The following is a 22,343-nucleotide window of genomic DNA, read 5'->3' on the forward strand; positions in this document are numbered from 1 at the left end:
TGCAGTTCTGGAATTGTCCTCACGATTCTGGACGATATGTTGCCCCGATCACTAGGATGGAACCGTGAATCACGAATCGTCCCTGGTCAATCAGCTCACCGACCGACTCATCGCCGGCGAGCTTCGCCCCGGTGTCCGTTTGTCCGAAGCTGCCTTGGCGAAGGAGTTCGATGTCTCCCGGAACACGCTGCGCGAAGCCTTCCGTGTGTTGGGGGAGCAGGGGCTGGTCAATCACATCCCCCATCGTGGGGTCTCGGTGGCCTCGCCGAACACTTCGGACGTCATCGATATCTACCGGGTGCGGCGGCACATCGAATGCTCAGTGCTCGAGAACGCTCCGAAGAACCACCCGGGCGCCGAGGAGATGCGCCGGGCCGTCGAGGCTGCGCACACGGCCGCGGCCTCCGATGATTGGCTGCGGGTGGGGACGCTGAATATGTCCTTCCACAATGCCGTGGTCTCACTGTCGGACAGTTCGCGTCTGATGCGCTCATTCGGGAACGTGCTGGCCGAGCTGCGCCTGGCCTTCCTCAAGGTCGAGGTCCTCGACTTCCTCCATGCGCCGTTCGTCGAACGCAACCAGGAGGTTCTCGACGCCTACCTCAATGAGAGCCCGAGGGGGGCGGCCGCGAAACTCGGCGCCTACCTCGGTGACTCCGAACGTCAGGTCCTCGGCGCATATGCGCGGGCCGGCCAGGCCTGAGCGCACTGATCTCAGCACAGGGCGCGCTCGGGCCCGACTGCTAGACTGAGTACGACGTGTTTGTGCAAATTGCATACGCCCATGTCGGCCCAGAGCCTGCATGTCTAATGGCAGATCAGACAGTGGTCGATCTGCAAGGAGTGCGCAATGAAGTATGCACCATATCTCTGTCCCGACTGCTACGGCCGTCTCATTGACACCGCCGCTGCTGCGGATCCCGGTGAGGGAATCAACCTGAACCCCATGCTTGAGTGCGCAGACGGCTGCGGCGTTTCGGAGAATGCACTCAAGCCGTATAGAACCCGAATGAACGGCAGGGTCCGAGCGGCAGGCAGGGCGCCGGTCCGATCTGCGTCTAAGGCACCTGCTCGACGCCAGCGCTAGCAGCCCGCACCCCGGGCAGCTGTATGCCATAGGAGATTAACAAGAAACCGCCGTTCGGATGATCCGAACGGCGGTTTCTTGGCTGTGGTGCACCCCCCGGGACTTGAACCCGGAACCCACTGATTAAGAGTCAGTTGCTCTACCAATTGAGCTAGAGGTGCGAGCTGCGCTTGCCGCGCAACGAGAATTAATATTACTCAGGTTGCCAGGGTTCTTGCAAACTGAGAACCGCTCATTTGAGGTTTTGTGAGGTAGCTCGCATCCTTGCAGGTCAGAGGTACATCCCGGATCTCGATTGTTCCGGTGGTTCGGAGATCGCGTGGACGTCGCGCTCACGCAGGAGCACATACGCGCTCCCCTCGAGCTCCACCTCGGCGAGTTCCTCAGGGTCGTAGAGGACTGTATCGCCGAGGTTGGCCTGCCTCACGTGTGGGCCGGCCGCGACGACCTTGCCCCACACGAGACGTTTCCCCATGCTTGCGGTTGCCGGGATCACGATCCCGGCCGAGGATTTGCGCTCCCCGGCCTCCTCACCCGGATCCAGAAGGATCCGGTCATGCAGCATGCGGATCGGCAGAGAAGCTTCAGCCACGTTTGCTGCGGCCGGAGAGACCCACGATCAGTGCGGCCACGCCGAGGACGGCGCCGACACCGAGTGCGACCACTTCGGGCTTGACCGAGCCGCTCTCCTCATCGACGACGCCGGACTTCGCCTTGTTGGCGGCGCGAGTCGCAAGGACCTTCGGGTGGACACGGCCCACAAGTTCATCGATGTTGTCCGCGATGCGCTCTTCGCGCAGGCGAATCGATTCCGCCAGCTGGCTGGGTGACGCTGAGTCGACGGTCACATCTGAGGTGTAGACATTGTCAGTCATCGGGGCAGGTCCTCCGGGTCGAGAATACATTCATGCACGTGACGGGGTGCCAGCGTGCCTCGTGTCAAGCTTAACCGCTTGATTCTCCCAGTGTCAGATATTGACCGCGGAGAGCCGAAAAGTCAGGATCTCGACGTCGGCGTCTTCGGGCATGGTCGGATAGTGATCGCGCAGATTGGTCACATATCCCTCGATGCTCGACCCAGCCTGCAACTGCAGAATCTGCGGTGTCAGCTCGCTGAGGCGATGGGTGTTCACCGAGGTGATGTCAACGGGCAGCGGCCCGTGTTCGGTGTGTTCGAAATAGGCCAAGGCAGGGCCTGGCGAGTGGGATTCCTGCCACCGCACGGTCAGGTTCTTCCTCCCAGAGGTGGTCGCCTCGTAATAGCGAGGGTGGAACCTCAGGAGGCGTTGGGGTGCCGAATCCGGCTGACGGTAGTAGTGGGGGACGAGCGCGGAGATCGGAGCGATCATGGCAGACCCGGCAGAGCTGGCAGGCCCAGCAGAGCCAGATCTGGGGACTGCGACGAGTGCGTCGGGGTGCAGGTCGAGGATTACCTGACGGCAGCGTCCGCAGGGGGATAGGAGGCCCCGGCCGCCATCTCCGGCGGCTGCGATCGTGACCAGCGGACCTGCTCCGGCGGCTGCCGCATTGCCGATGGCGACGAGCTCAGCGCAGGGCCCGCCGGTGAAGTGGTGGACGTTGACGCCGGTGTGGATGCGACCATAGGTGTCCATGACGGCGGCTGCCACCGTGTGATTCTCATCGGCTCCGAGTGTGGCTGCCAGAGATTCGGCGACGTCGATCACCTCGAGTTCTGAGTCGTAGAGGTCCATGCTGTGATCTTAGAACAGCATGGACCTGTGAGGTGGGCTCAGTTCTGAGGCGGGTCAGTTCTGCTTATTGCGTCGGCTGACGATCCAGATGATGAAGCCGACGGCGGCCATACCTGAGGCTGCGAGGATGAAGATCGGCCACGAACTCGCAATAGTTGACACAATCGACTCACCGAACGAGGTCGATGGTGGTTTGTCGCTGCGAGGCTTGGGAGTTTCGCCTCCGGTGATGAGGTCCTTGTCATCATCCGGCACTGGAGTGTCAGGGTTCTGCGGGACGGGATCCGAGTAGTCCGGAGGTGGGGAGTCGCCGTTTCCGGGCAGCCAATCGTCGCCGACATCTCCAGGAATCTCATCGCGTGTGTCCGAGGAACCGTTGCCGGTCGCAGGGTCTGGGGTGGAGTCATCGCCGACTGGCCCGCCATCGCTGTCGCTGGAGGTTGTTCCGGAGCCGTCTTTGTCTGCGGAGCCTTTGTCGTCCTTGTCCGAGCTGCCTTTGTCATCGGAGCTGCCTGAATCGGAGCCGTCGGATATTGATGAGGAGTTCGAATCAGAATTCTGCTTGGACGAATCGGCGTCTGACGATGACGAGGTGTCGGATTCCTTAGAATCAGCTTTCGCAGAGTCTGAGGATTCGGAGTCGGAGGAAGTGTCGGACGAGGACTTGCTCTCCGAGTCCGATGAGGTGTTGGAATCCGAGTTGTCGCCGGCAGAGGTTTCGACGTCCGTGCCGTCGGTGCTCGACTCCGAATCGGTGGAGGCGCTCAGATCTGCGTTGTTGGCTGAGTCCTTCGCACCGTCATCGGTGGTGTCTGCGCCGCTGTCATCCGCCGTGCCGCTGCTGTCAGCTTCCTGATCGTCTGTTGCGTTGGCTGTGTCCCCGCCGTCGCTGTCGTTCTTGTACTCGTCACCTTCTATGACAGTGACTGTTCCGCTCTCGGACTGAATCTTCCATTCAGGGTCGTGATCGAAATACTCGAACTTCATCGGCTCCGAGGTGAGCGAAGACGCATCGACGATATAGCCTTCGTCGTCGAACTTATACTCTTCAGGAACGTTGGAATCGGCTTCCGAAGGCACCGGTTTTCCGCTGTCGTCAGTCTCTGCCGCTTGGCTTTGTGAGTCCTGAGTCGGTACCCGTTCCTGTGACTTGGGGCCGCTGAACGTCTCGTTGTTCCAGCTCTCGGGTATCTCGGCGGGATCTACTTTCAGTGTTTTTTCGGTGTCGTCCCACTTCGGTTCCAATGGCGTTTCAACCGCGCAGGGGTCCCCATCGGAGGTGTCGTCGTCAGGCGCGCACTTGGGATCGTCTGTCCCGCCGTCGTCGTCCGCATTGGCCTCGGGGGTCGCCCCTTCGTCTCCAGCGGCGTTGTCGGCATTGGAGTTCTCGGAACCGGAATCAGCCGTGGCGGAATCTATCGCCTCACCTGGGTCCAATGCTGTTGCACCTTCGGGAGATCCGTCAGGATCGGAAGTGGTGGTCCCCGAGCTTGATGAGCTGGTCTGGTCGGAGTCCGTGACACTCGCATTCGCATGAGCGATTGTGCCTGTGATCGGCAGGAGCATCAGGGCAAGAGCAGTGCCGAGGGCGGCCGCCGTGCGGCTGAGCTCGTGTGTAACTGGCACTGTGTTCCTTCGCAGTGGGGGCTCCGGCATCAAACATACAAGGGGACATGACAGACAGGCACGTCGCTGTCCATCCTAATGGCTACGCCCAGGGTGAGAAAGTCAGAGTCTATTTCTCGCTCGTTTCGGACGTCTTATCGTAAGCGCGAATCGTCGAATCGGCGCCGTCGACGATGGCAGTTCCGCCGTCGTTGGTCAGCGCCAGCAGGTTGGTGTCTGTGCGGTAGGCGTGCTTGCCCGCCAGCAGGCAGGAGTCGTCGTTGTCGACGGTGCAGGGGACGATTGTGCCCCGCGGTTCAGACAAGTGGATGTCCTTGCTGGAGGTGTCCATGAGCAGCAGCCCGGATTCCAGATTGAAGAGGTACGGGCCGATGTACGCCCGCTTTCCGCCCTGCCCGCGCACCCATGACATCTCCCCGACGATGTCTGTTGTGGTGGTCACAGTCGACAGGATGGACCCGTCCTCCAAGGAGTGGACGACGAGTTGGATGCGGTGGCCGGAGTTCGTCGAGGCCCCCTGCTCACCCCACAGGGTGATCGCTTTGCCGTGGCCCGCAGAGACCCATTTGATGATCTGGAGCTCATCGGCGGGTGCCTCGAGCTCGATGGAACGTTCGTCACCGGACTTGATGTCCTTCGCCTTGACGGGACCGTTCCAGTCGGAGCTGAAGAGCTCGTCGTTCTCGATCGCCATCGGCGTCGACCCTGATTCGGGAGTCGGGACGTTCTCGAGTCCATCTGCGCCGAACGTCGACAGTCGGTTGCCCGACTTGATGAGGATGCTTTTGCCGGCCGATGTGATGCGAGCATTCTCCGGCAGCTGGTAGGACTTGGGCTTGTCCGCACCGTCGATGAGCGCCTCAGCAGTATTACCGGCCTGCCACAGCAGTGCGGGCTTGCCGTCGATCATCGTGTCGACGGCGAACGTCGGGGCTTCGCTGGTCTTTCCCGAGTAACGGGTCTTTCCTGTGCTGGAGTCGAGCACCTCGAGCTTGCCCTCGTCGACGACGAGCACACCACGATCCGAGGCTGTCACTGAGGCGTCCTGAGGGATCTTCGTCTCCCACTTCGGCGAGTTGTCGAACCCGGGGACGACGTCTTCGGTCTTGTTGACCGAGAGTTCGGAAGCGGGATTGATCTGCTTTTCGGATTCGATCGTCTGCGGCGAGTCCTGGGAACCGGCCGGGACGATGTTCGGAATGACGAAAGCCCCGATCATCAGGATCACGATGCCGATGAGCACGAGGCCGGGCACGGTGATCTTCTTCAGGCGCTGGGGCCGGCTCTGCGGGGAGTTCCTGTGCTGTGGTGCATGCTTGCGCACCCGAGTGCGCTTGACCGTCGGAGCGCTGGGGGCAGCCGGTCCCGAGAAAGGGGTGCCCAGGGGGTAGTCGTCCCCGCTGCCCGCCTCGGCGTCGGCCTTCGGCTGCTGCGGATGCGCTGCCTGCTCCTCAGCAGAGGTGATGTCCATCGCCGAGGTGGTTGCGGCCTCATCTGCCGAGGTGTCCCCGTTCGACGCAACAGGTGCCGCCGAGGAAGAAGAATCCTGAGGTGGCACGGGAGGAGGCGCCGGGGATGCTGAAGCGGCGGGGGCGATCTTGCCGGTCTCGTCGAGGAGGACGTCGACTTCCTGCTTGCCATCGTCGATGGTCACAGGCACTTGGGTCGCTGTCTCCCTGGCATAGTCGCCAAGGTAGGTCATGGCCTGTCCGGTGTCGGAGTAGCGACTCGTCGCCCCATTGAGGGTGAGATAGGTGAACCCGTCCTGAGAGACGGAGATCAGCGCACGAGCCATGTACAGGGTTCCTTGAATAAAATTGAGGGTGGGACCGTGACAATACTATTGAATACGGTCGGGTGCTCCTACCGTTTTTCCGAAACCGTTATACATCGCTACTGAATCGTTGCACGTCAGGAGATCTGTGTCTCATTGTGCACCATATGGGCTGTGAGTTTGCCCGGGTGCCGGAGTGAGGTTAGGATATATCTTGCTGTCTGCGCCAAGGTGCAGCACATGTGGTGGGTATAGCTCAGCTGGTAGAGCGCCGCGTTGTGGTCGCGGATGTCGCGGGTTCAAGTCCCGTTACTCACCCCGAGCAGACAAGCCCCGGAGTCCGAGAGAAATCAAGGATTCCGGGGCTTTTCTCATCCCTGTTCCTCTTTCAGCTGATCGCAGGGCCACCCCCTGGACTTCCATCGGTGAAGTGACAATACTCGGTCTCAGGTGCCTTCTTCGTGAGGGACCCGATCTGTGAATCATGATTCGACGAACAGGAGACGGTTTATGAATACCCCAGAGAGCATTGCCTACACCGCAAAGGCCGAGATCACCGGGGGCCGCGACGGTCACGGCGCCACCGATGACAAGGCAGTCGACGTCGACCTGCGCACCCCCAAGGAGATGGGCGGACCCGGCGGAGGGACGAATCCGGAACAGCTCTTCGCTGTCGGATACGGAGCCTGCTTCCAAGGCGCGATGGGCCTGGCCGGCAAGGAGCTCGGGGTTGACACCTCGAAGTCCGTCGTCAACTCCGAAGTCGGAATCGGCAAGGAGGGGGAGAGCTTCGGCATCAGCGTCAAGCTCACCGTGACCATCCCCGGCGTCGACCAGGACACCGCTCAGAAGGTCGTCGATCGTACCCACGAGCTGTGCCCCTACTCGAAGGCCACTCGCGGCAACATTCCGGTCGAGCTCGTCGTCAACGGCTCCTGACCATCAGTTTCTGACCATGTCGGCACCCGAGGAAGGTTTCCCGGGTGCCGACATGGGTGATGGACGACCACATGAGCATTGACCTTGATCTCACAGTCGTCGGCAGCATCAACGCCGATATCACCGCGATCACGCACCGACTGCCCGAAACAGGTGAGACGGTCGGCGGTGGGCGCCTCATCCACAGCCCTGGCGGCAAGGGCGCCAACCAGGCCGTAGCCGCGGCACGACTGGGCGCACGGACGAGGATGGTCGGCGCCGTCGGCTCTGATGCCACGGGCACGGCGATGAGACAGGCTCTGCAGAACGCTGGCGTCGGGACCGATGACGTTGCCGTCGTCGATTCGGAGACCGGAACCGCTCTCATCATGGTCGATGCGCACGGCGAGAATCAGATCGCGGTCTGCGAAGGCGCGAACGCGCACGTGAGCATCGCTGGTCGCAGCTTCCCGGCGCAGGAGACCGTGCTCACTCAGCTCGAAATCTCCCTTGACTTGATAACAGAATTGTCACATTCCGTCGAAGGACGGTTCGTCATCAACGCAGCCCCGGCTCTGCCCCTGCCCGCCGAGGTGGTCGAGCGGGCCGATCTCATCATCGTCAATGAAACCGAATACGATCTGCTCCCGCAGCTGCGCGAGGCTCGGCTCGTGGCCATCACCTATGGTGCGAAGGGATCTGCTCTATACGAACGCGGTCGGCAGGTGGCCTTCGCGAACGCTCTGCCGCGCCGTCCGATCAGCACTGTCGGTGCCGGAGACGCCTTCTGTGCGGCACTGACGATCGCGCTGGCCTCGGGTCACTCCCACAACCGAGCACTGGCGGTGGCCAACGCCGTCGGTGCCGATGCCGTGATGGACCCTGCAGCCCAACCAGAATTCCACCCACTCGAGCACTACCTTTCATCGACGACATCCACATCGACGACATCCACGGAGACGAAGACATGACATTGTTCACGGGCCTGAGCGCCTTCCCCCTCACCCCGATCCGCGACGAGGAGATCGACGAGGCTTCGTACGTGGGGTTGATCCAGCGTCTCGTCACGGCCGGCGTCGATTCGATCACCGCCCTTGGCTCGACCGGGTCGTACGTCTACCTCAGCACTGAAGAACGTGCTCGAATCGCACGGCTGACCGTCGAGCATGCCGACGGGATCCCCGTGTTCGTGGGCATCGGCGCCCTGCGCACGCGTGAGGTCGTGGCCAATGTCCGCTCGGCGGAAGCCGCTGGCGCCCAGGGGCTCCTGCTCGCCCCCGTCAGCTACCAGCAGCTGAGCGCCGACGATGTGTTCGAACTCTTCCGGACGGTCACCTCGGCGACCGATCTTCCCATCGTCGTCTACGACAATCCGGGCACCACGCACTTCACGTTCACCCTTGATCTCTACGCACGGCTGGCCCAACTTGAAGGCGTGGTCTCGATCAAGATCCCTGGACAGGAGATGTCGCCACCGGACTTCACCACACATGTCGAGCGGATCCGTGCCGCCACCGACAATCAGGTGACGATCGGGATCTCCGGCGACGCGTTCGGCGCTGCCGGCCTCACCGCCGGCTGCGATGCCTGGTACACGGCAGTCGGAGGAACCCTGCCGACTCCGATGCTCGCGATCACACGAGCCGCCCAGAACGGCGAGGCAGACCAGGCGTTGGAGCTCTCCGCCGAACTGCAGCCGCTGTGGGATCTCTTCGCCGAATTCGGCGGCAGCCTCCGAACCACCGCCGCCATCGCCGAACATCTGGGTTTGGTCGCCCCGCATTCGCTGCCGCTGCCGATCCTCGGTCTCACCGATGCCCAGAAGGGAAAGGTCGCGGAGGTGGTGGAGACCCTCAATCTCGACTGACCGGCCCGGCGCGGACTTCTCCGGAGCAGGACAGTTCATCCGGAATCCATCCAGAGTTCGAGGCAGGGACAGGCGCTGTGCCTATATATGAGTGGTTGCGGGCAGTTTCGCCCTCTCGATCACCTCGACTCCGTAGAACCGATGACGCATCCTTCCACTTCGCGCTCAATCACGGCCGCACTGACCGCCCTGCTGCTGGCCACGGGCCTGAGCGCGACCGCGACGGTGATCGGCTCCGGTGGGGCATCGGCGGCAGAGGTGGCGGAACCGATCAGCCATTCCGCCCCGGACGCGAGCCTGAATCTCGGGTTCCTCGGCTCCCATGAGACCGGCCAGTTCGACGAGTCCGCCGCGGAGATCACCGCTGTTCACGGCGACACCGCATTCACCGTCAATGCTCAGGCCGCGACGGTCGACATCATCGACATCTCGGATCCGGCGAAACCTGAGAAGACAGGTGAGGTCACCGGCTCCGGTGTCGCGAACTCCATCGCCGTCCGCGATGACGGGCTCGGCGTCGTTGCGCTTGAGAACGAGGACAAGACCGCACCGGGAACGCTGATGTTCTTCGACGCAACAACCACCTCGGCGACGGTGCTGGGAACGGTCCCGGTCGGATCGCTGCCGGACATGGTGGCGCTGACCTCGGATGGTTCACACGCACTCGTGGCCAACGAAGGGGAGCCGTCCGGGGACTTCGCCACGGATCCCGAAGGTTCCGTGGCCGTGGTCGACCTGCCCGCCGAGGTGGCCGCACCGAAGGAATCGGACGTGCACACCGCTGACTTCCACGACTTCGAAGAAGGCGGTTCGAAGACGCTGCACGACGACGTTCGCGTGTTCGGGCCCACGCCGCACGAGGATCTGCCGATCTCTCGCAATCTCGAACCCGAATACATCACCGTTGCAGGCGACAAGGCCTACACGACCCTGCAGGAGGCGAATGCGATCGCCGTCGTCGACATCGCCACAGCTGAGGTCACCGACGTCCTGCCGCTGGGCTTCAAAGATCATGGGCAGGCAGGGAACGGGCTCGACGCCTCAGACCGCGACCCAGAAGACGCGCCGGAGACGAACATCGCAGAGTACCCGGGACTCAAGGGCGCCTACATGCCCGACACGGTCTCCTCATTCTCTTCCGGAGGCACCGACTACTTGGTCACCGCGAATGAAGGAGACTCAAGGGAATGGGGCGACTTCGTCGACGCGGCCAGGGTCAAGGACCTCGGCGAGGACGAACTGGCGCCCGTGTGCGAGAGCTCTCCGCTGGCCGGCCAACTCGGTGACGAGGCTCTGGGCAGGCTCAACATCATCACCGACCTGGGCTTGAGCGAGAGTGGTGACTGCTATGAGGAGCTCTACGCCTTCGGCACCCGCTCCTTCTCTGTATGGACGACGGATGGCGCACTCGTGGCCGACTCGGGCGACAGCTTCGAACAGTTGACCGCAGAGGCGATTCCAGACTTCTTCAATTCCAACCACTCGGAGTCGAATCGTGAGGGACGCAGCGATGACAAGGGCCCAGAGCCCGAGGCCCTGACCATCGGTGAGGTGGGGGAGACAACCTACGCTTTCGTCGGCTTCGAACGGGTGGGCGGAATCGCCGCCTTCGACCTCAGCGACCCTGCGAACCCGAAATTCGTCACCTACTTCAACAACCGTGACTTCTCGGTTTCCGTTGAAGACGAGATCGAGGACGACTCCGATCCCGAAGCTCTGCTCTCCAAGGCCGGCGACCTTGGTCCGGAAGGAATTGCCTTCCTGGGTGCTGATGAGTCTCCGACAGGCGAAGCGGCCCTCGTCGTCGGCAACGAAGTCTCAGGCACCACCAGCCTGTACTCTGTCGCCGATCTCAACGACGACGGCGCGGGCGCCGATTCCGATGACTCGGCGGATGCAGGTGCTTCGGTCGACTCCGACGCTTCGGTCGACTCCGACGCTTCGGTCGACTCCGATGGTGCAGCCGAAGATGCCCGCGCTGACTCCGATGGGACAGAGTCCGACGCGGCATCGACCACTGCCGACTCAGACACTGGAGACGAAGCCGACTCAGACACTGGAGACGACGCGAACTCGGGTTCATCGTCGACGGGCTCGGAATCGTCTGCGGCAAACGCCTCGGCATCATCCAACGCCTCGAACTCGGGGGCGAAGGGCGACGCAGGTTCGTCCGATGGAACAGACGCGGCTGACGACAACGCGGGCTCGCTCCCGCGCACCGGTGCTGATCTGGGCCAGTACCTCATTCTGGGCGGAATCGCGCTGGCTCTCATCGGCTTCGGCGTCCTGGCCGTCTTCCTCACACGTCGCCGCGGCCAGCGCCGCCGAGGCGAACGAACCGGTTCGGCAGGATCGATCGTCGAGGGCCTCGGCTCAGCCAGCTGGGACTGAGCGCTGGCGCGACGTCAGTCGAGTTGACGCTGCGTCAATCGATCTTGCCGATGGGTTCGCGCTTCTCGGCCTGGAACTGGTCCTCGGCACGACCGCGTGCCCAATAGGCTGAGATCGACAAGGACTCCCGCGGAACATCGTGTTCCTTGAGGGCCTTGCGGATCGTCTTGATCGTCTCCCGCTCACCGTGGGCGAAGACCTGCGGGATGTCCTCCGGCCAGTCGAGACCGCGGACTGCTGCGATGAGCTCATCGTCGTTGTCGACCCAGGTCACGGTGATGCCGTCCGGCGTCTCGGGCAGCAGTCGGTCTGCCTCATCGGGGACGGCGGCGATGACGAGGCCCCGCGCCTCGGCGTCCATGGACTCAAGGGCGGTGCTCACGGCCGGGATCGCGGTGTGGTCGGCGATGAGCAGGTGCCAGGAGGAATCAGGGCTGGGCCGGTATTTGCCGCCGGCACCCACCATGACGAGGGTGTCGCCTGGCTGTGCCGATGTGGCCCACGGGCCCGCAACGCCCTCATCGCCATGGATGACGAAGTCCAGTGTCAGCCATTTCTCGTCCTCGTTGACCTCCCGCACGGTGTAGGTGCGGTTGCGGGGCAGCTGCTCGGGAGTGTTCTCCCGCAGTTCTGTCAGATCATAGGGCGGGACGAGGCCGTGCCGGGGATCGGCGAACATGAGCTTGACGTATTTGTCGGTCGCCTCGTTGATGGACAGGGCGTCGAAGCCCTCGCCGCCGACCCTGACCCGAATCAGGTTCGGGGTGATCGAGGTGACGTCTTGGACGGTGAGGATGGCTTGCGGGCGGGGCGGGCGAGCTGAGTTGTTCTGCGTATTGGGAGCAGCCGACATGGAGAACCTTCCGGGTATGCGATCGCGCCGGGCTGTTCTTATGGGCCGCCTCGGCGAGGGCCTCAAACTGCGCCTGTTTGATCAGGTTAGTTAGCCTAACCTTAGCAAACGCCGGTGGTGGGCACTCACATCGGGTACCCACGTCGCGGCGACGTCAGACGGCTCTCTGAGACCAGTCCTCACGCAGCCGACGCAGGCCCTTGAGCGCCTTGGGGGAGTCGACGTATTCGACGTCTGGCAACGCGGAACTCGGGCTCTTGCACAGGAGCATGTCTTCGGGGTCCATGAGCGCTATCCGCTTTCCGTCCTCCTCGAGGCGACTCATCGCCTCGGTGAGCATGCGCCTGGCCACCCCGTTGATCTCATTGACCCGGCGCAGGTCGAGGACGAAGGCCTCAACATTGGATTCGGGGGCGTCCATCGTCCGGATGACGTTTTCGGCACCGCTCCACTGGATGAGGCCCTGCAGGCTGCAGATGCGGACCATGACACCTTGAGAATCCACGAAGCGACGGTCACGGCGGATGATCGAGCGAGCAGGCTCGGGTGCGTCCATGATGTGAAGACTCAGTTCGCGGGAGAGAGTCCTGAAGATGTTGGCTCCGCGAACGCTCGTCCCGTGCTTATCCAGCCGCGGAGAGAAGGTCGCGATCCCGACCTGCCCGGGCAGGACCCCGAAGACTCCGCCGGAGACACCGGACTTGGCGGGTACGCCGACCTCTGTCATCCAGTCACCGGCAGCATCGTACATTCCACACGTCATCATGACGCCGAGAACCTGGCGGTTCACGCGAGGTGAGAGGACCTGCTTGCCGGTGACCGGGTTGAGTCCGCCCGCTGCCAGAGTGGCGGCCATGATTCCCAGATCCTTGGTGGTGATGAGGATCGAGCACTGGGCGATATACCCCTGGACCACCTCGTCGGGCTGGTCTGTGTAGACACCATAGGACCGCAGCATATTGGCGATCGCGACATTGCGGTAGGCCTCACCCCATTCGCCTTCAGCCACCGAGTCATCGACGCGCAGCTGGCGGCCGGCGAACTCGGACAGGCCGGCTCGCACGATTTCGATCCGTTCGGCCAGCGAGGTTCCCGGTTCGCCCAGGAGCGAATGGATGACCATGGCACCGGCGTTGATCATCGGGTTGAGCGGTTTGCCGGACATCTTGTCCAAGGAGAGTTCGTTGAAGGCCTCCCCGCTGGGTTCGACACCGACCATGTCGAGGACTGCGGCCAACCCCTCCTGCTCGATCGCCATGCCGTAGATGAAGGGCTTCGACATCGACTGGATGGAGAACTCGAACTCCGAATCCCCGGAGGTGTATTCGATCCCATCGAGTGTGGAGATGCAGATGCCCAGCTTCTCGGGGTCGGCCGACGCCAGATCCGGAATGTAGTCCGCGTTCGCACCAGACCGGTCTGACCTGTGACGATCGAGCGTCTCGTCCAAGAAATCAGGGATAGGGGATCGCATTGCACCTCCTGCAGCGTGGTGAAGATCGTGGGATGAGAATGGGCTGACTGCGTTGCGGACCGCAATAACCCGACTGCTATTCTCACACACCCCGTGCTGGTGAGGAGTCCAACACGGGGCAGAGAACTGGGCTGTCGCAGTCGTCGCAGAGGCCCACCACCCGCATCCCCGATATGCCACCGGATCGGGCCAGATATCCCGAACAGGCGCTGACCCCCGAAGTGAGAATCCTCAGGGGCGAGTTTCGCCCTCGTCGTTGCGAGGATTCACATCGGGCCGCTGTTCGCCGGCCGGCCGCTGCTCGTCAGTGGAGCGCTCACCAGGGCGCTGATCGCCGGCCGGGCGCTGGTCATCGGACTGGTTGTTCTCCGAGTCGCCATCGCTGCCGACTGCACGATCGGCGGCGTCTCTGGCCTTCTGGATCTTCTCGGTGTGCTTGCCCTTGGTCAGGGACTCGGCGACTCCTGCGGCCTTGTCGAGAATCGAATCAGTGGCCTTCTCTCCCTTTTCGGAGTTGAGCTTTTCGCGAACCTTCGGGTCGTTGGCCAGGTTCTTGGCCTTGTTGATGAACTTGTCGAATGGCATGATGTGGCCCTTCTCAGCAGACGGTCGTGTCACCACCGATCTTAGTCACTTTGACTGTGCTCCACCTGACTGCGCAGTCCCACGGGAGGCCGCAGGCCCGCCTGACGGAGCAGCTTGGTCGATGCGCAGCACGGTCTCGAGCAGGACCTCGATTCCGGGCAGGATGTCATCGAGTTCGGTGAATTCCTCGGGACAGTGGCTGCGGCCATCATGTGAGGGAACGAAGATCATGCCCACCTGCGTCTTGGCGGCGATGATTCCCGCGTCGTGGCCGGCACCGGAGAACATTGTGGCCCTGGAATGACCAAGGTCATCGGCCACCTCGGCGATGGTCGACGTGATCGGTTCGTGCAGGGGCACGGGCGCATCGTCCGTCGTCCACTCCATCTCCACGCGCACGCCGCGCTTGTCAGCATTCTCCCCGGCAGCATCGGTGAGCCTGCGCTGTGCCTCATGCAGCCAAGAACCGTCAGGGCCGCGGAACTCGCCCTCGAGACTGGCATTGGCCGAGACGACGTTCACGGCTTCCGGAGTGAATTGGATCTGACCACTCGTGCCGCGAGTGTTCGTCCCTGACTCGGCGATCGATTCGACGGCGAGCACCGTGCCGGCAGCGGCACACCCTGCATCGGCACGGACATCCATCGGGGTCGTGCCTGCATGGTCCTGACGGCCGGTGAAGAGCGCCTTGAAGTGGTTGATGCCGGTGATCGTCTCAACGACGCCGATCTGTTTGCCGATCCGCTCCAGCTCGGGTCCCTGCTCGATGTGGAGTTCGAGGAAGGCGGTGACCTTCGAGAAGTCGTAGCGCGCGTCTAAGAAGGCTTCCGGGTCGATGCCGGAGTCCGGCAGAGCAGCGGCGAGGCTGCGGCCGGTGGTGTCGGTGGCGGCCAGGGTGGTGCGGTCGACGAGTCCGGTCATCGCCCGGGAGCCGACGCAGAAGAAGCCGAAGTCGTTGGGCTCTTCGTTGAAGAAGACCACGATCACGAGGTCATGGTCGAGTCGAATGTTGTTCTCCCGCAGCAGCCGCACGACCTCGATGGCACCGAGGACACCGGTGATCCCGTCGAAACGGCCCCCGCCGTCAACGGTGTCGGTATGGGACCCGAGCATGATCTCCTGCCCGCCGAGGCGACCGGGCAGCACCCCGATGACGTTTCCTGCCCCGTCGACTCGGGTCGCCAGCCCTGCCTGCTTCATCAGGGTGCGGGCATAGTCGCGTCCGGCGATATCGAACTCGCTCAGAGCCCGCCTCGTCCAGCCCGGACGTTCGGAATCGACGAGGGTTGCGAGTTCGGCGAGTTCGGAGCCGAAACGTTCGCCTACGGGCGTGATCGTGCTCATCGTTGAGCCTTTCTGGTGGTGCCGTCAGTGGTGGTGTGCGGTTCTCAGAGGTGGTCCACATCCAGGGTAGCGCCCTCAGCCGTGCGGTACCGAGAGTTCCTGCTGCCCAAGACCAGCGTGGCCAACAGGGCGGCGATGACCGAGGCGCTGAGGATTGCGACCTTCGCATAATCGTGTTCAGGGGCGCCGGGGATGAAGCTGAGTTCGGCGACGAGGAGGGAGACCGTGAACCCGATTCCGGCGAGCAGACCGACACCGGCCAGATCCGGCCACTTCAGACTCGGGTCCAAGCCCGCCGAGGTGAATCTGGTGACCAGCCACGTCGACGCCAGGATCCCCAACGGTTTGCCGACGACGAGGGCCGCGATGATCGCAAAGGTCAACGGCTGGGAGAACGCGGTGGCCAGACCGTCGAGTCCGCCCACGGCCACACCTGCGGCGAAGAATGCGAATACGGGCACCGCGAATCCCGCGGACAGGGGCCGGAGGCGGTGTTCGAGCACCTCGGCGAGGTTCGGGCGGTCATCGTCATCTGCCTGACGATCCTGACCTCCGCGCCGGCGGCTGGCCAGGGCGGGGATCGTGAACCCGAGGAGAACACCGGCAATCGTCGCATGGACACCTGAGGCGTGCATGAGTGCCCAGGCGATGAGCCCGAGGGGCAGCAGAATCACCCACGCGGCCCAGGCTCGTTCGACGAAGAACGTTTGGAAGCGGGCGGCGATGAGACCGTAGACGACGATGACCGCGACTGCTGTCAGGAGTGGAACGAGAGAGATGGTCTCGGTGTAGAAGACGGCGATGATGCCGATCGCCAGCAGGTCATCGACGGCGGCGAGGGTGAGGAGGAAGATGCGCAGAGCCTTGGGCAGGTGGGAGCCGATGATCGCGAGGATTGCGACAGCGAATGCGATGTCCGTGGCCGTGGGAATCGCCCATCCGCGCAGCGTCTCCGGGTAGGAGGTCAGGAGAGCTGTGTAGATGATGGCGGGGACGATGACGCCGCCGGCTGCGGCGGTGATCGGGACGATGGCAGTGCGGAATCTGCGCAGATCTCCGTGGGTGAATTCGGTCTTCAGCTCCACCCCGACGAGGAAGAAGAAGATCGCGAGCAGGCCGTCGGCGGCCCAGGTTCCCAGGCTCAGCTGCAGGTGCCAGGCGGCGGGGCCGAGCTCGACGTCTCTGAGAGCGAAGTATGAGTCCGCGAGGGGAGAGTTCGCCCAGATGAGGGCCACGACGGCGGCGATGACGAGGAGTCCGCCGCCGACGGTGTCCTGGCGCAGAGACGCGAGCAGGCGAAAGCCGGTGCCAGGTGCTGGAGATGGTGAAGTCACGGTGATTCCATTTCGTTGCCGGAAGATGTGCTTCTCCGGCCCGAAATGCATGCGGGCGCTCTGTCAGAGCGATCAGTGATCGAGCGCCGAGGCGGTCGTGCTTTTGACGGTCTGCTCAGAAGGTGGGCCGGAGTCGTTCTCCAGCCGGAAGTGGAGCTGTCCCCGACAGCATCATGCCCCACGACGTGATGTAGCCGTTGGTGCCCGGGTGTCCCAGGACCCACACTTTCGGTGTGAATACAGCGCCGGGTGTGGTGGGAGTCATCACCGTCAGTGTACGCGAAAGCAGAATGCTCACGCACGTTCAGAGCCTCCCCAGTCGTCCCCGGCTCAGTTCAGGGAGATGCCGGTGCCGTGGAGGCTGATCTTCAGACCGGCATCAGTGGATTCGATGTCGGTGAGCTCGAGGCCGGCGGGCAGGAAATCGAGGTCGATGACGATGTCTGAGATCGACGAGGTCAGAAACGACGGGAGCGAGTCGATGTCGACCTCGGCGGATCCGAGTCTGATCGTCGTGGCGTTGACCACGACCCGTCGTGACTGCGCCTTCGATTCGATGCCGATGAGCAGATCCTGTCCGAGCAGCGAGCCTTTGAGATAGAGCCCGCCGTCGATCGTGGTGAACGACATGCCATCGGGCAGCGAGGCGTGTTCGGTGGCCAGCGAGTCGATCGTCGACAGCGGAATCACCGCGCTCGCATCAACCGTGCCGATCGGGCGTGAGGTGTCGACGGGAACGTCGAAGAGCTCGGCATCGACGTCGGTGAAGTCGACGTTCTCATACTGCGCCCGATCAGCAGTGACACGAACGGTATCGAGAGTTCCCCCGGCCATCTGCGTCAGCACGGGGAAGCCCTCGACGTTCACATCGGCATCGCCATAGGGCTCGAGTCCGGCGGCGATCTTCTGTTCGGTGGTGAAGTCGACGACCCGGTCGGCGGCGATGAACCCGACGAGGAGGGTGGCCACGACGATGACCGCGGTGACGATGAGCGTCGTCCGGCGAGATCTCCGTCGAGGCGGTTCGTGCGGGTACTCCAGAGTTCGGGCCGTCGTCATGGACCCCATTCTTCCGTACGGCGATTGCCTGTGTCGTGCTGGGACCGACTCACGAATCGACGATGACCACGTCGAGGGTGCGCGGACCGTGGACGCCTTCGACACGTTTGAGTTCGATGTCGCTCGTCGCCGAGGGCCCTGAGATGAAAGTCAGAGCCGCATCCGGAGTCAGACGTGCGATCCCCTCGGGAACGATGTCGACGATATCGGCGACGCGGACGATGCACACGTGATGGTCGGGCACGAGCGTGATCGCCCTCCTGCCGCACTCCGGCGATCCGTCGAGGACGATGGTTCCCGTCTGTGCGATCGCCACCGCCGAGGCTGTCACCACTGCCGCCTGTGCGTCGAGTTCGGGGATGGACAGTTCCTGACCGGGAGCATCGACCGAGATCTCACCGGTGAATGACGCCAGCCAGGAATCGTCGAGCCCGCGTGGGACGACGATGGTCGACCCCGCGTCGAGAAGCCCGGCGATGGTCTTCGCCGGGTCGCCGCTGACACGGTGGACATTGGCCTTGTAGTCCTCGAGGCGGTCGATGAGAAGCTCGATGAGATCCTCACCCGTGTGCGTTCCCGTTCGCAGATATTCAGCGCTCTGGTTGACCGTCCCGCCGCCGGCGGCGGGAGGCCCCGGGTCCGTGTTCTCCTCGGTGCCCTCGTGCGAGCCGGCGTGTCCGGTGGCTGAGGACGAAGCTGCGGGGACGGTCCCGGAAGCAGACGAGACATACTCGCCCCCACCTCGGCGACCGAGGGCCTGATTGATGCGGCCAAGAATCTCTTCACGTGCGGTGTCCGTCATCTCTCGTCGTCCTCTCCCTCTGCGCGGGCCTCATTCTCGGCCCACAGCTGTCTGAAGCTCTTCTCCGGCAGGGCGGGGATGTCACGGCTCGAGGTCCATGCCCCGGCGATTCCCGGCAGAGAGTTGATCTGTTTGTCCCCGGCCACCGCGTGGGCGATCGGCAGACCGGATTCGGCTGCGGCCATCCTCTTGCCATCGCCCATCATCCACGAGGCACCGGTGAGTGCCGCGTCGAGTTGGGAGGAGACGGGGGAGTGGTTGGCCTCGACGTCCTCGCCGCGCAGGTGGACGAGGATCTCCGGGATGTTGATCTTGACCGGGCATACGTCGTAGCAGGCTCCGCACAGACTCGAGGCATAGGGCAGCGAGCCGTTCTCCTCGGCTTCGACGCCGGTCATCAGAGGCGAGAGGATCGCACCGATCGGACCCGGATACGTCGACCCGTAGGCATGCCCGCCGGTGCGCTCATACACGGGGCAGACGTTCATGCAGGCCGAGCAGCGGATGCAGTTGAGCGCGCTGCGCCCGTGCTCATCGGCCAGGGCACGGGTGCGTCCGTTGTCGAGGAGGACGAGATGGACGTTCTGGGGGCCATCGCCGGGGGTAGCGCCCGTCCAGAACGAGGTGTAGGGGTTCATCCGCTCCCCGGTCGAGGAGCGTGGCAGCAGCTGCAGGAAGACTTCGAGATCGTCGAAGCTGGGCAGCAGCTTCTCGATGCCCATCACCGTGATCAGGGTCTCCGGGAGGGTCAGGCACATGCGGCCGTTGCCCTCTGATTCGACGACGCCGAGCGTCCCGGTGTCGGCGATGCCGAAGTTCGCTCCGGAGATCGCGACCTTCGTGGTCAGGAACTTGTGTCGCAGATGCCTCCGGGCCGCCTCGGCGAGGACCGCGGGCTCATTCGTCAGCTCTCCTGCATCGGGCATCTTCTCCATGAAGATGTCGCGGATCTCGTCACGGTTGCGGTGGATGGCGGGCACCAGGATGTGGCTGGGCTTATCGTCGCCGAGCTGGACGATGAGTTCGGCCAGGTCGGTTTCGAAGGCGTCGATGTCCTGGGTCTCGAGGTGCTCATTGAGTCCGATCTCCTGGGTCGCCATCGACTTCACCTTGATCACCTCGCGACGGCCGGACTCGAGCACAGGAGCGTTGGCTTCGACGAGCTCTGTGACGATGGTGTTGGCCTCATCGGCGTCCCGGGCCCAGTGGACGACTCCGCCGGCAGCGGTGAAGTTCTTCTCGAACTGCGCCAGATACTCGGGCAGATTCTCCATCACCTGGTTCTTGGCCCGAGAGCCTGCTTCGCGCAGGGCCTCCCAATCGTCGAGTTCGGCGACGACCTCGGAGCGTTTGTCGCGGATCGTGGCGGTCGCATGTCCGATATTGTTGCGCAGCTGCTGATTCGACAGGTGCTGGTGCGAGACCTTCTCGAAGGACTCGTCTTCGACGATGTTGCCCTGTCCGCCCGGGATCTCCTGGTCGTCGTGTCGTGTGGACCGCAGCAGCGGCATTCCCAGAAATGTCATCGCAGACTCCCTCCGCTCACGGTTGCTCCTTCACTCTGGACCCGAAGCGGGTCCTCCTTCGTCGACGCCAGGATCCGGGCCAGGTGGACCGTCGACTGGCCGACTCGCAGACCCGACTGCTGCAGGCTCGGTTCCTGCGGCCGCGTGCCCTGTTCGCCGGGGACACGGTGATCGTCGTCATCGGCACCGACGACCGCGGTGAGGCCATCGATGGTGTCATCGGCTCCCACTCTGCCGCTCGTCTGCTTCACATGCACCGCAGTGACGTCGGGGGTGCCTTCGAAGTTCCCCGTGCGTTGGAATCGGGAGAGTCCGCCGCCCATGTGGAGCAGACAGGACGCGTCTCCGCCGGTGCACACCTCGGCGCCGGTGGACTGGACGGTCCGAATCTTGTCCGCGAGCATCGCCGAGGACACTTCGGGGTTCTTCACCGAGAACGTCCCACCGAATCCGCAGCAGGAATCCGCGAGCGGAAGTTCGACGTAGTCGATCCCCTCCACCGAACGCAGCAGATCGCTCTGCCGGTCACCGAGGCGCAGCAGGCGCATCCCGTGACACGAGGGGTGGTAGGTCACCCGGTGCGGGAAATACGACCCCAGATCGGCGGCGGCATCGGTGATTCCTAAGACATCAGTGAGGAACTGAGAGAGTTCGTAGGTGCGGTCGGCGATGTCGGCGGCCTCGGTGGCCAGAGCCTCATTGCCCATCCGCCTGGCGACCATGGGCTGCTGATGTCCCAACGAGGCCACGCAGGAGGCCGAGGGGGCGACCGCGGCGTCCCATTCGGTGCTGGAGAAGGCGCGGGCGTGGGCGGCGATCACGGGTTCGGCCTGCGCGAACTTTCCCGAGTTGATGTGCATCTGGCCGCAGCAGGTCTGACCCTCGGGGAAGATCACCTCGTGACCCAGCCTGCGCAGAATCGTCACAGTCGCCTGCGCGACCTCCGGATACATGACATCGACGATGCACGTGGCGAACAGTGCAATCTTCATCTGACCTCCAAGCCGAGTTGCCTGCAGTGCCAAGAATCGGATCCGGGGCATGATCCCTGAGCGGGGACCGCTCGAATGCGACGGAAGTGGTTCTTGTCACAAATGTGGTCAGACCATAACATAGGGGGATGTCCCAGCAGAGAACTCGGCGCTGATGCCGGTGACGACTGCGCAGATACCGGGCGTGCTGCCGAAGTCGCGGACGGTGAAAGGGCAATTAGGATGAATAAGGCTTATGAAATTGTCCTTGCCGGAATTGAGCGTGCATTCCTCGACGGCAGCCTCACCCTCGGAGATCGGCTGCCGGGGGAGCGGAGCCTGGCCGAGCGCTTCGGCGTCTCCCGGTCGAGTGTGCGAGAGGCCATCCGCATCCTCGACGCCGTCGGCCTCATCCGCTCCGCCGTCGGATCGGGACCAGGAGCCGGATCGGTCATCGTCTCCGAACCCGCGGTGGGCCTGTCACGGGCACTGAAGCTTCACGTCTCGGCCCGGCATATCGCCCCCGCAGACGTGCTGACGACGCGAGTCGTCCTCGAATCCGATGCAGTCGCCAATGCCGCGAAGGCCGTCGCCCAGGTCGCGACCGGTCCGAACGCACGGACACCTGGACCGGGCGATGTCCACCTCAGGCGAGCCGGTGAACTCCTGGCGAAGATGCGCGACCCCGGCATCGCCAAAGAGCGCTTCCATGATCTCGACGCCAGATTCCATCGTGAACTGTGTGCCGCGGCAGGAAACCCGGTTACCGACATCATCCTCGCCTCGCTGTCGAGCAGCATCCTCGACTATGTCTCCGCGGCTGCTGCCGCCACCGACGACTGGTCGTGGGTGCAGGCCGAACTCACGCGTCAACACGCTGGTCTCCTCGACAGCATCCTCGCCGGCGATGCCGAGCGGGCTCGACGCGAATGCGCGGCCCACATCCACTGGTTCGCCACGACCACAGGCATCGACGCAGCTGACAGCTGACCGGAGAATGCGACCACCTGACCTTAGGAT

The 22,343-nt window shown here is 63.4% G+C and carries 20 protein-coding genes, 2 tRNA genes and 1 pseudogene; 7 read left to right on the plus strand and 16 right to left on the minus strand.

Annotated elements, in window-relative coordinates; all coding sequences use genetic code 11:
- The first annotated feature begins 64 nt into the window (after nucleotides 1-64).
- On the plus strand, nucleotides 65-703 hold the full coding sequence (locus HU144_RS09420; protein WP_235351139.1) for a GntR family transcriptional regulator: 639 nt from the start codon (nucleotides 65-67) through the stop codon (nucleotides 701-703).
- 469 nt (nucleotides 704-1,172) lie between these two features.
- On the opposite strand, the gene HU144_RS09425 is transcribed toward HU144_RS09420, so the two are convergent.
- The 6 genes from HU144_RS09425 to HU144_RS09450 form a co-directional block, all read right to left on the minus strand.
- Nucleotides 1,173-1,248: transfer RNA gene (locus HU144_RS09425), tRNA-Lys, on the minus strand.
- 110 nt (nucleotides 1,249-1,358) lie between these two features.
- Nucleotides 1,359-1,679, minus strand: a complete 321-nt coding sequence (locus HU144_RS09430) for a GroES family chaperonin (RefSeq protein WP_235345867.1) — start codon at nucleotides 1,677-1,679, stop codon at nucleotides 1,359-1,361.
- Nucleotides 1,672-1,962, minus strand: coding sequence for a DUF3618 domain-containing protein (locus HU144_RS09435; RefSeq protein ID WP_198396968.1), 291 nt, complete (start codon nucleotides 1,960-1,962; stop codon nucleotides 1,672-1,674). The genes HU144_RS09430 and HU144_RS09435 overlap by 8 nt, the downstream gene beginning before the upstream one ends.
- Before the next feature lie 93 nt (nucleotides 1,963-2,055).
- Nucleotides 2,056-2,799 carry an ASCH domain-containing protein gene (locus HU144_RS09440; RefSeq protein ID WP_096161197.1) on the minus strand — a complete coding sequence of 248 codons (744 nt, stop codon included), beginning with the start codon at nucleotides 2,797-2,799 and terminating at the stop codon, nucleotides 2,056-2,058.
- Nucleotides 2,800-2,853: 54 nt separating this feature from the next.
- Nucleotides 2,854-4,425, minus strand: coding sequence for a hypothetical protein (locus tag HU144_RS09445; protein ID WP_235351140.1), 1,572 nt, complete (start codon nucleotides 4,423-4,425; stop codon nucleotides 2,854-2,856).
- Between the two features lie 109 nt (nucleotides 4,426-4,534).
- Entirely contained in the window at nucleotides 4,535-6,220 is a 1,686-nt protein-coding gene (locus tag HU144_RS09450; protein WP_235351141.1) for a hypothetical protein, read from the minus strand.
- Between the two features lie 224 nt (nucleotides 6,221-6,444).
- Between HU144_RS09450 and HU144_RS09455 the strand changes: the two genes are divergently transcribed.
- The 5 genes from HU144_RS09455 to HU144_RS09475 all read left to right on the plus strand — a co-directional run bounded on the left by HU144_RS09455 (nucleotide 6,445) and on the right by HU144_RS09475 (nucleotide 11,375).
- Nucleotides 6,445-6,517: transfer RNA gene (locus HU144_RS09455), tRNA-His, on the plus strand.
- A gap of 192 nt (nucleotides 6,518-6,709) precedes the next feature.
- Nucleotides 6,710-7,138, plus strand: coding sequence for an organic hydroperoxide resistance protein (locus tag HU144_RS09460; protein ID WP_235351142.1), 429 nt, complete (start codon nucleotides 6,710-6,712; stop codon nucleotides 7,136-7,138).
- A gap of 71 nt (nucleotides 7,139-7,209) precedes the next feature.
- Nucleotides 7,210-8,088 carry a ribokinase gene (locus tag HU144_RS09465; RefSeq protein ID WP_235351143.1) on the plus strand — a complete coding sequence of 293 codons (879 nt, stop codon included), beginning with the start codon at nucleotides 7,210-7,212 and terminating at the stop codon, nucleotides 8,086-8,088.
- Nucleotides 8,085-8,984, plus strand: a complete 900-nt coding sequence (locus HU144_RS09470) for a dihydrodipicolinate synthase family protein (protein WP_235351144.1) — start codon at nucleotides 8,085-8,087, stop codon at nucleotides 8,982-8,984. Before HU144_RS09465 ends, HU144_RS09470 begins: the two co-directional genes overlap by 4 nt.
- A gap of 141 nt (nucleotides 8,985-9,125) precedes the next feature.
- A complete protein-coding gene (locus tag HU144_RS09475; RefSeq protein ID WP_235351145.1) occupies nucleotides 9,126-11,375 on the plus strand; it encodes a choice-of-anchor I family protein in 2,250 nt (749 codons plus the stop codon).
- 34 nt (nucleotides 11,376-11,409) lie between these two features.
- On the opposite strand, the gene HU144_RS09480 is transcribed toward HU144_RS09475, so the two are convergent.
- From HU144_RS09480 to HU144_RS09525, 10 genes and pseudogenes are all read right to left on the minus strand, one after another.
- Nucleotides 11,410-12,228 carry a siderophore-interacting protein gene (locus tag HU144_RS09480; protein ID WP_235351146.1) on the minus strand — a complete coding sequence of 273 codons (819 nt, stop codon included), beginning with the start codon at nucleotides 12,226-12,228 and terminating at the stop codon, nucleotides 11,410-11,412.
- Between the two features lie 154 nt (nucleotides 12,229-12,382).
- Nucleotides 12,383-13,702, minus strand: a complete 1,320-nt coding sequence (locus HU144_RS09485; RefSeq protein WP_198396975.1) for a glutaminase — start codon at nucleotides 13,700-13,702, stop codon at nucleotides 12,383-12,385.
- A gap of 231 nt (nucleotides 13,703-13,933) precedes the next feature.
- Nucleotides 13,934-14,287, minus strand: a complete 354-nt coding sequence (locus HU144_RS09490) for an antitoxin (RefSeq protein ID WP_235351147.1) — start codon at nucleotides 14,285-14,287, stop codon at nucleotides 13,934-13,936.
- Nucleotides 14,288-14,332: 45 nt separating this feature from the next.
- Nucleotides 14,333-15,631, minus strand: a complete 1,299-nt coding sequence (locus HU144_RS09495) for a M20 family metallo-hydrolase (protein ID WP_235351148.1) — start codon at nucleotides 15,629-15,631, stop codon at nucleotides 14,333-14,335.
- Between the two features lie 44 nt (nucleotides 15,632-15,675).
- Nucleotides 15,676-16,965 (minus strand): Na+/H+ antiporter NhaA, encoded by a 1,290-nt coding sequence (gene nhaA, locus HU144_RS09500; RefSeq protein WP_235351149.1) that lies wholly within the window; start codon nucleotides 16,963-16,965, stop codon nucleotides 15,676-15,678.
- A 115-nt stretch (nucleotides 16,966-17,080) separates the two neighbouring features.
- A complete protein-coding gene (locus HU144_RS09505) occupies nucleotides 17,081-17,230 on the minus strand; it encodes a hypothetical protein (RefSeq protein ID WP_235351150.1) in 150 nt (49 codons plus the stop codon).
- A gap of 65 nt (nucleotides 17,231-17,295) precedes the next feature.
- Nucleotides 17,296-18,024, minus strand: a complete 729-nt coding sequence (locus HU144_RS09510; RefSeq protein ID WP_235351151.1) for an LmeA family phospholipid-binding protein — start codon at nucleotides 18,022-18,024, stop codon at nucleotides 17,296-17,298.
- Nucleotides 18,025-18,073: 49 nt separating this feature from the next.
- Nucleotides 18,074-18,826 (minus strand): LutC/YkgG family protein, encoded by a 753-nt coding sequence (locus tag HU144_RS09515; RefSeq protein WP_235351152.1) that lies wholly within the window; start codon nucleotides 18,824-18,826, stop codon nucleotides 18,074-18,076.
- Entirely contained in the window at nucleotides 18,823-20,352 is a 1,530-nt protein-coding gene (locus tag HU144_RS09520) for a lactate utilization protein B (RefSeq protein ID WP_442862649.1), read from the minus strand. Before HU144_RS09520 ends, HU144_RS09515 begins: the two co-directional genes overlap by 4 nt.
- A 302-nt stretch (nucleotides 20,353-20,654) precedes the next feature.
- Nucleotides 20,655-21,344: pseudogene (locus HU144_RS09525) on the minus strand ((Fe-S)-binding protein); the annotation flags it as partial.
- Nucleotides 21,345-21,566: 222 nt separating this feature from the next.
- Here HU144_RS09525 and HU144_RS09530 point away from each other — a divergent pair.
- Nucleotides 21,567-22,313, plus strand: a complete 747-nt coding sequence (locus tag HU144_RS09530) for a FadR/GntR family transcriptional regulator (RefSeq protein WP_235351153.1) — start codon at nucleotides 21,567-21,569, stop codon at nucleotides 22,311-22,313.
- Nucleotides 22,314-22,343: the final 30 nt, after the last annotated feature.

The organism is Brevibacterium sp. UCMA 11752, from assembly GCF_021532235.1.
Taxonomy (GTDB): domain Bacteria; phylum Actinomycetota; class Actinomycetes; order Actinomycetales; family Brevibacteriaceae; genus Brevibacterium; species Brevibacterium antiquum.

Coding starts and splice junctions, on each gene's coding strand:
- HU144_RS09435 (WP_198396968.1), bottom strand. CDS start 1,962: ATGACTGACAATGTCTACACCTCAGATGTGACCGTCGACTCAGCGTCA.
- HU144_RS09440 (WP_096161197.1), bottom strand. CDS start 2,799: ATGGACCTCTACGACTCAGAACTCGAGGTGATCGACGTCGCCGAATCT.
- HU144_RS09450 (WP_235351141.1), bottom strand. CDS start 6,220: ATGGCTCGTGCGCTGATCTCCGTCTCTCAGGACGGGTTCACCTATCTC.
- HU144_RS09460 (WP_235351142.1), top strand. CDS start 6,710: ATGAATACCCCAGAGAGCATTGCCTACACCGCAAAGGCCGAGATCACC.
- HU144_RS09465 (WP_235351143.1), top strand. CDS start 7,210: ATGAGCATTGACCTTGATCTCACAGTCGTCGGCAGCATCAACGCCGAT.
- HU144_RS09470 (WP_235351144.1), top strand. CDS start 8,085: ATGACATTGTTCACGGGCCTGAGCGCCTTCCCCCTCACCCCGATCCGC.
- HU144_RS09475 (WP_235351145.1), top strand. CDS start 9,126: ATGACGCATCCTTCCACTTCGCGCTCAATCACGGCCGCACTGACCGCC.
- HU144_RS09480 (WP_235351146.1), bottom strand. CDS start 12,228: ATGTCGGCTGCTCCCAATACGCAGAACAACTCAGCTCGCCCGCCCCGC.
- HU144_RS09485 (WP_198396975.1), bottom strand. CDS start 13,702: ATGCGATCCCCTATCCCTGATTTCTTGGACGAGACGCTCGATCGTCAC.
- HU144_RS09490 (WP_235351147.1), bottom strand. CDS start 14,287: ATGCCATTCGACAAGTTCATCAACAAGGCCAAGAACCTGGCCAACGAC.
- HU144_RS09495 (WP_235351148.1), bottom strand. CDS start 15,631: ATGAGCACGATCACGCCCGTAGGCGAACGTTTCGGCTCCGAACTCGCC.
- HU144_RS09505 (WP_235351150.1), bottom strand. CDS start 17,230: ATGACTCCCACCACACCCGGCGCTGTATTCACACCGAAAGTGTGGGTC.
- HU144_RS09510 (WP_235351151.1), bottom strand. CDS start 18,024: ATGACGACGGCCCGAACTCTGGAGTACCCGCACGAACCGCCTCGACGG.
- HU144_RS09515 (WP_235351152.1), bottom strand. CDS start 18,826: ATGACGGACACCGCACGTGAAGAGATTCTTGGCCGCATCAATCAGGCC.
- HU144_RS09520 (WP_442862649.1), bottom strand. CDS start 20,352: ATGACATTTCTGGGAATGCCGCTGCTGCGGTCCACACGACACGACGAC.
- HU144_RS09530 (WP_235351153.1), top strand. CDS start 21,567: ATGAATAAGGCTTATGAAATTGTCCTTGCCGGAATTGAGCGTGCATTC.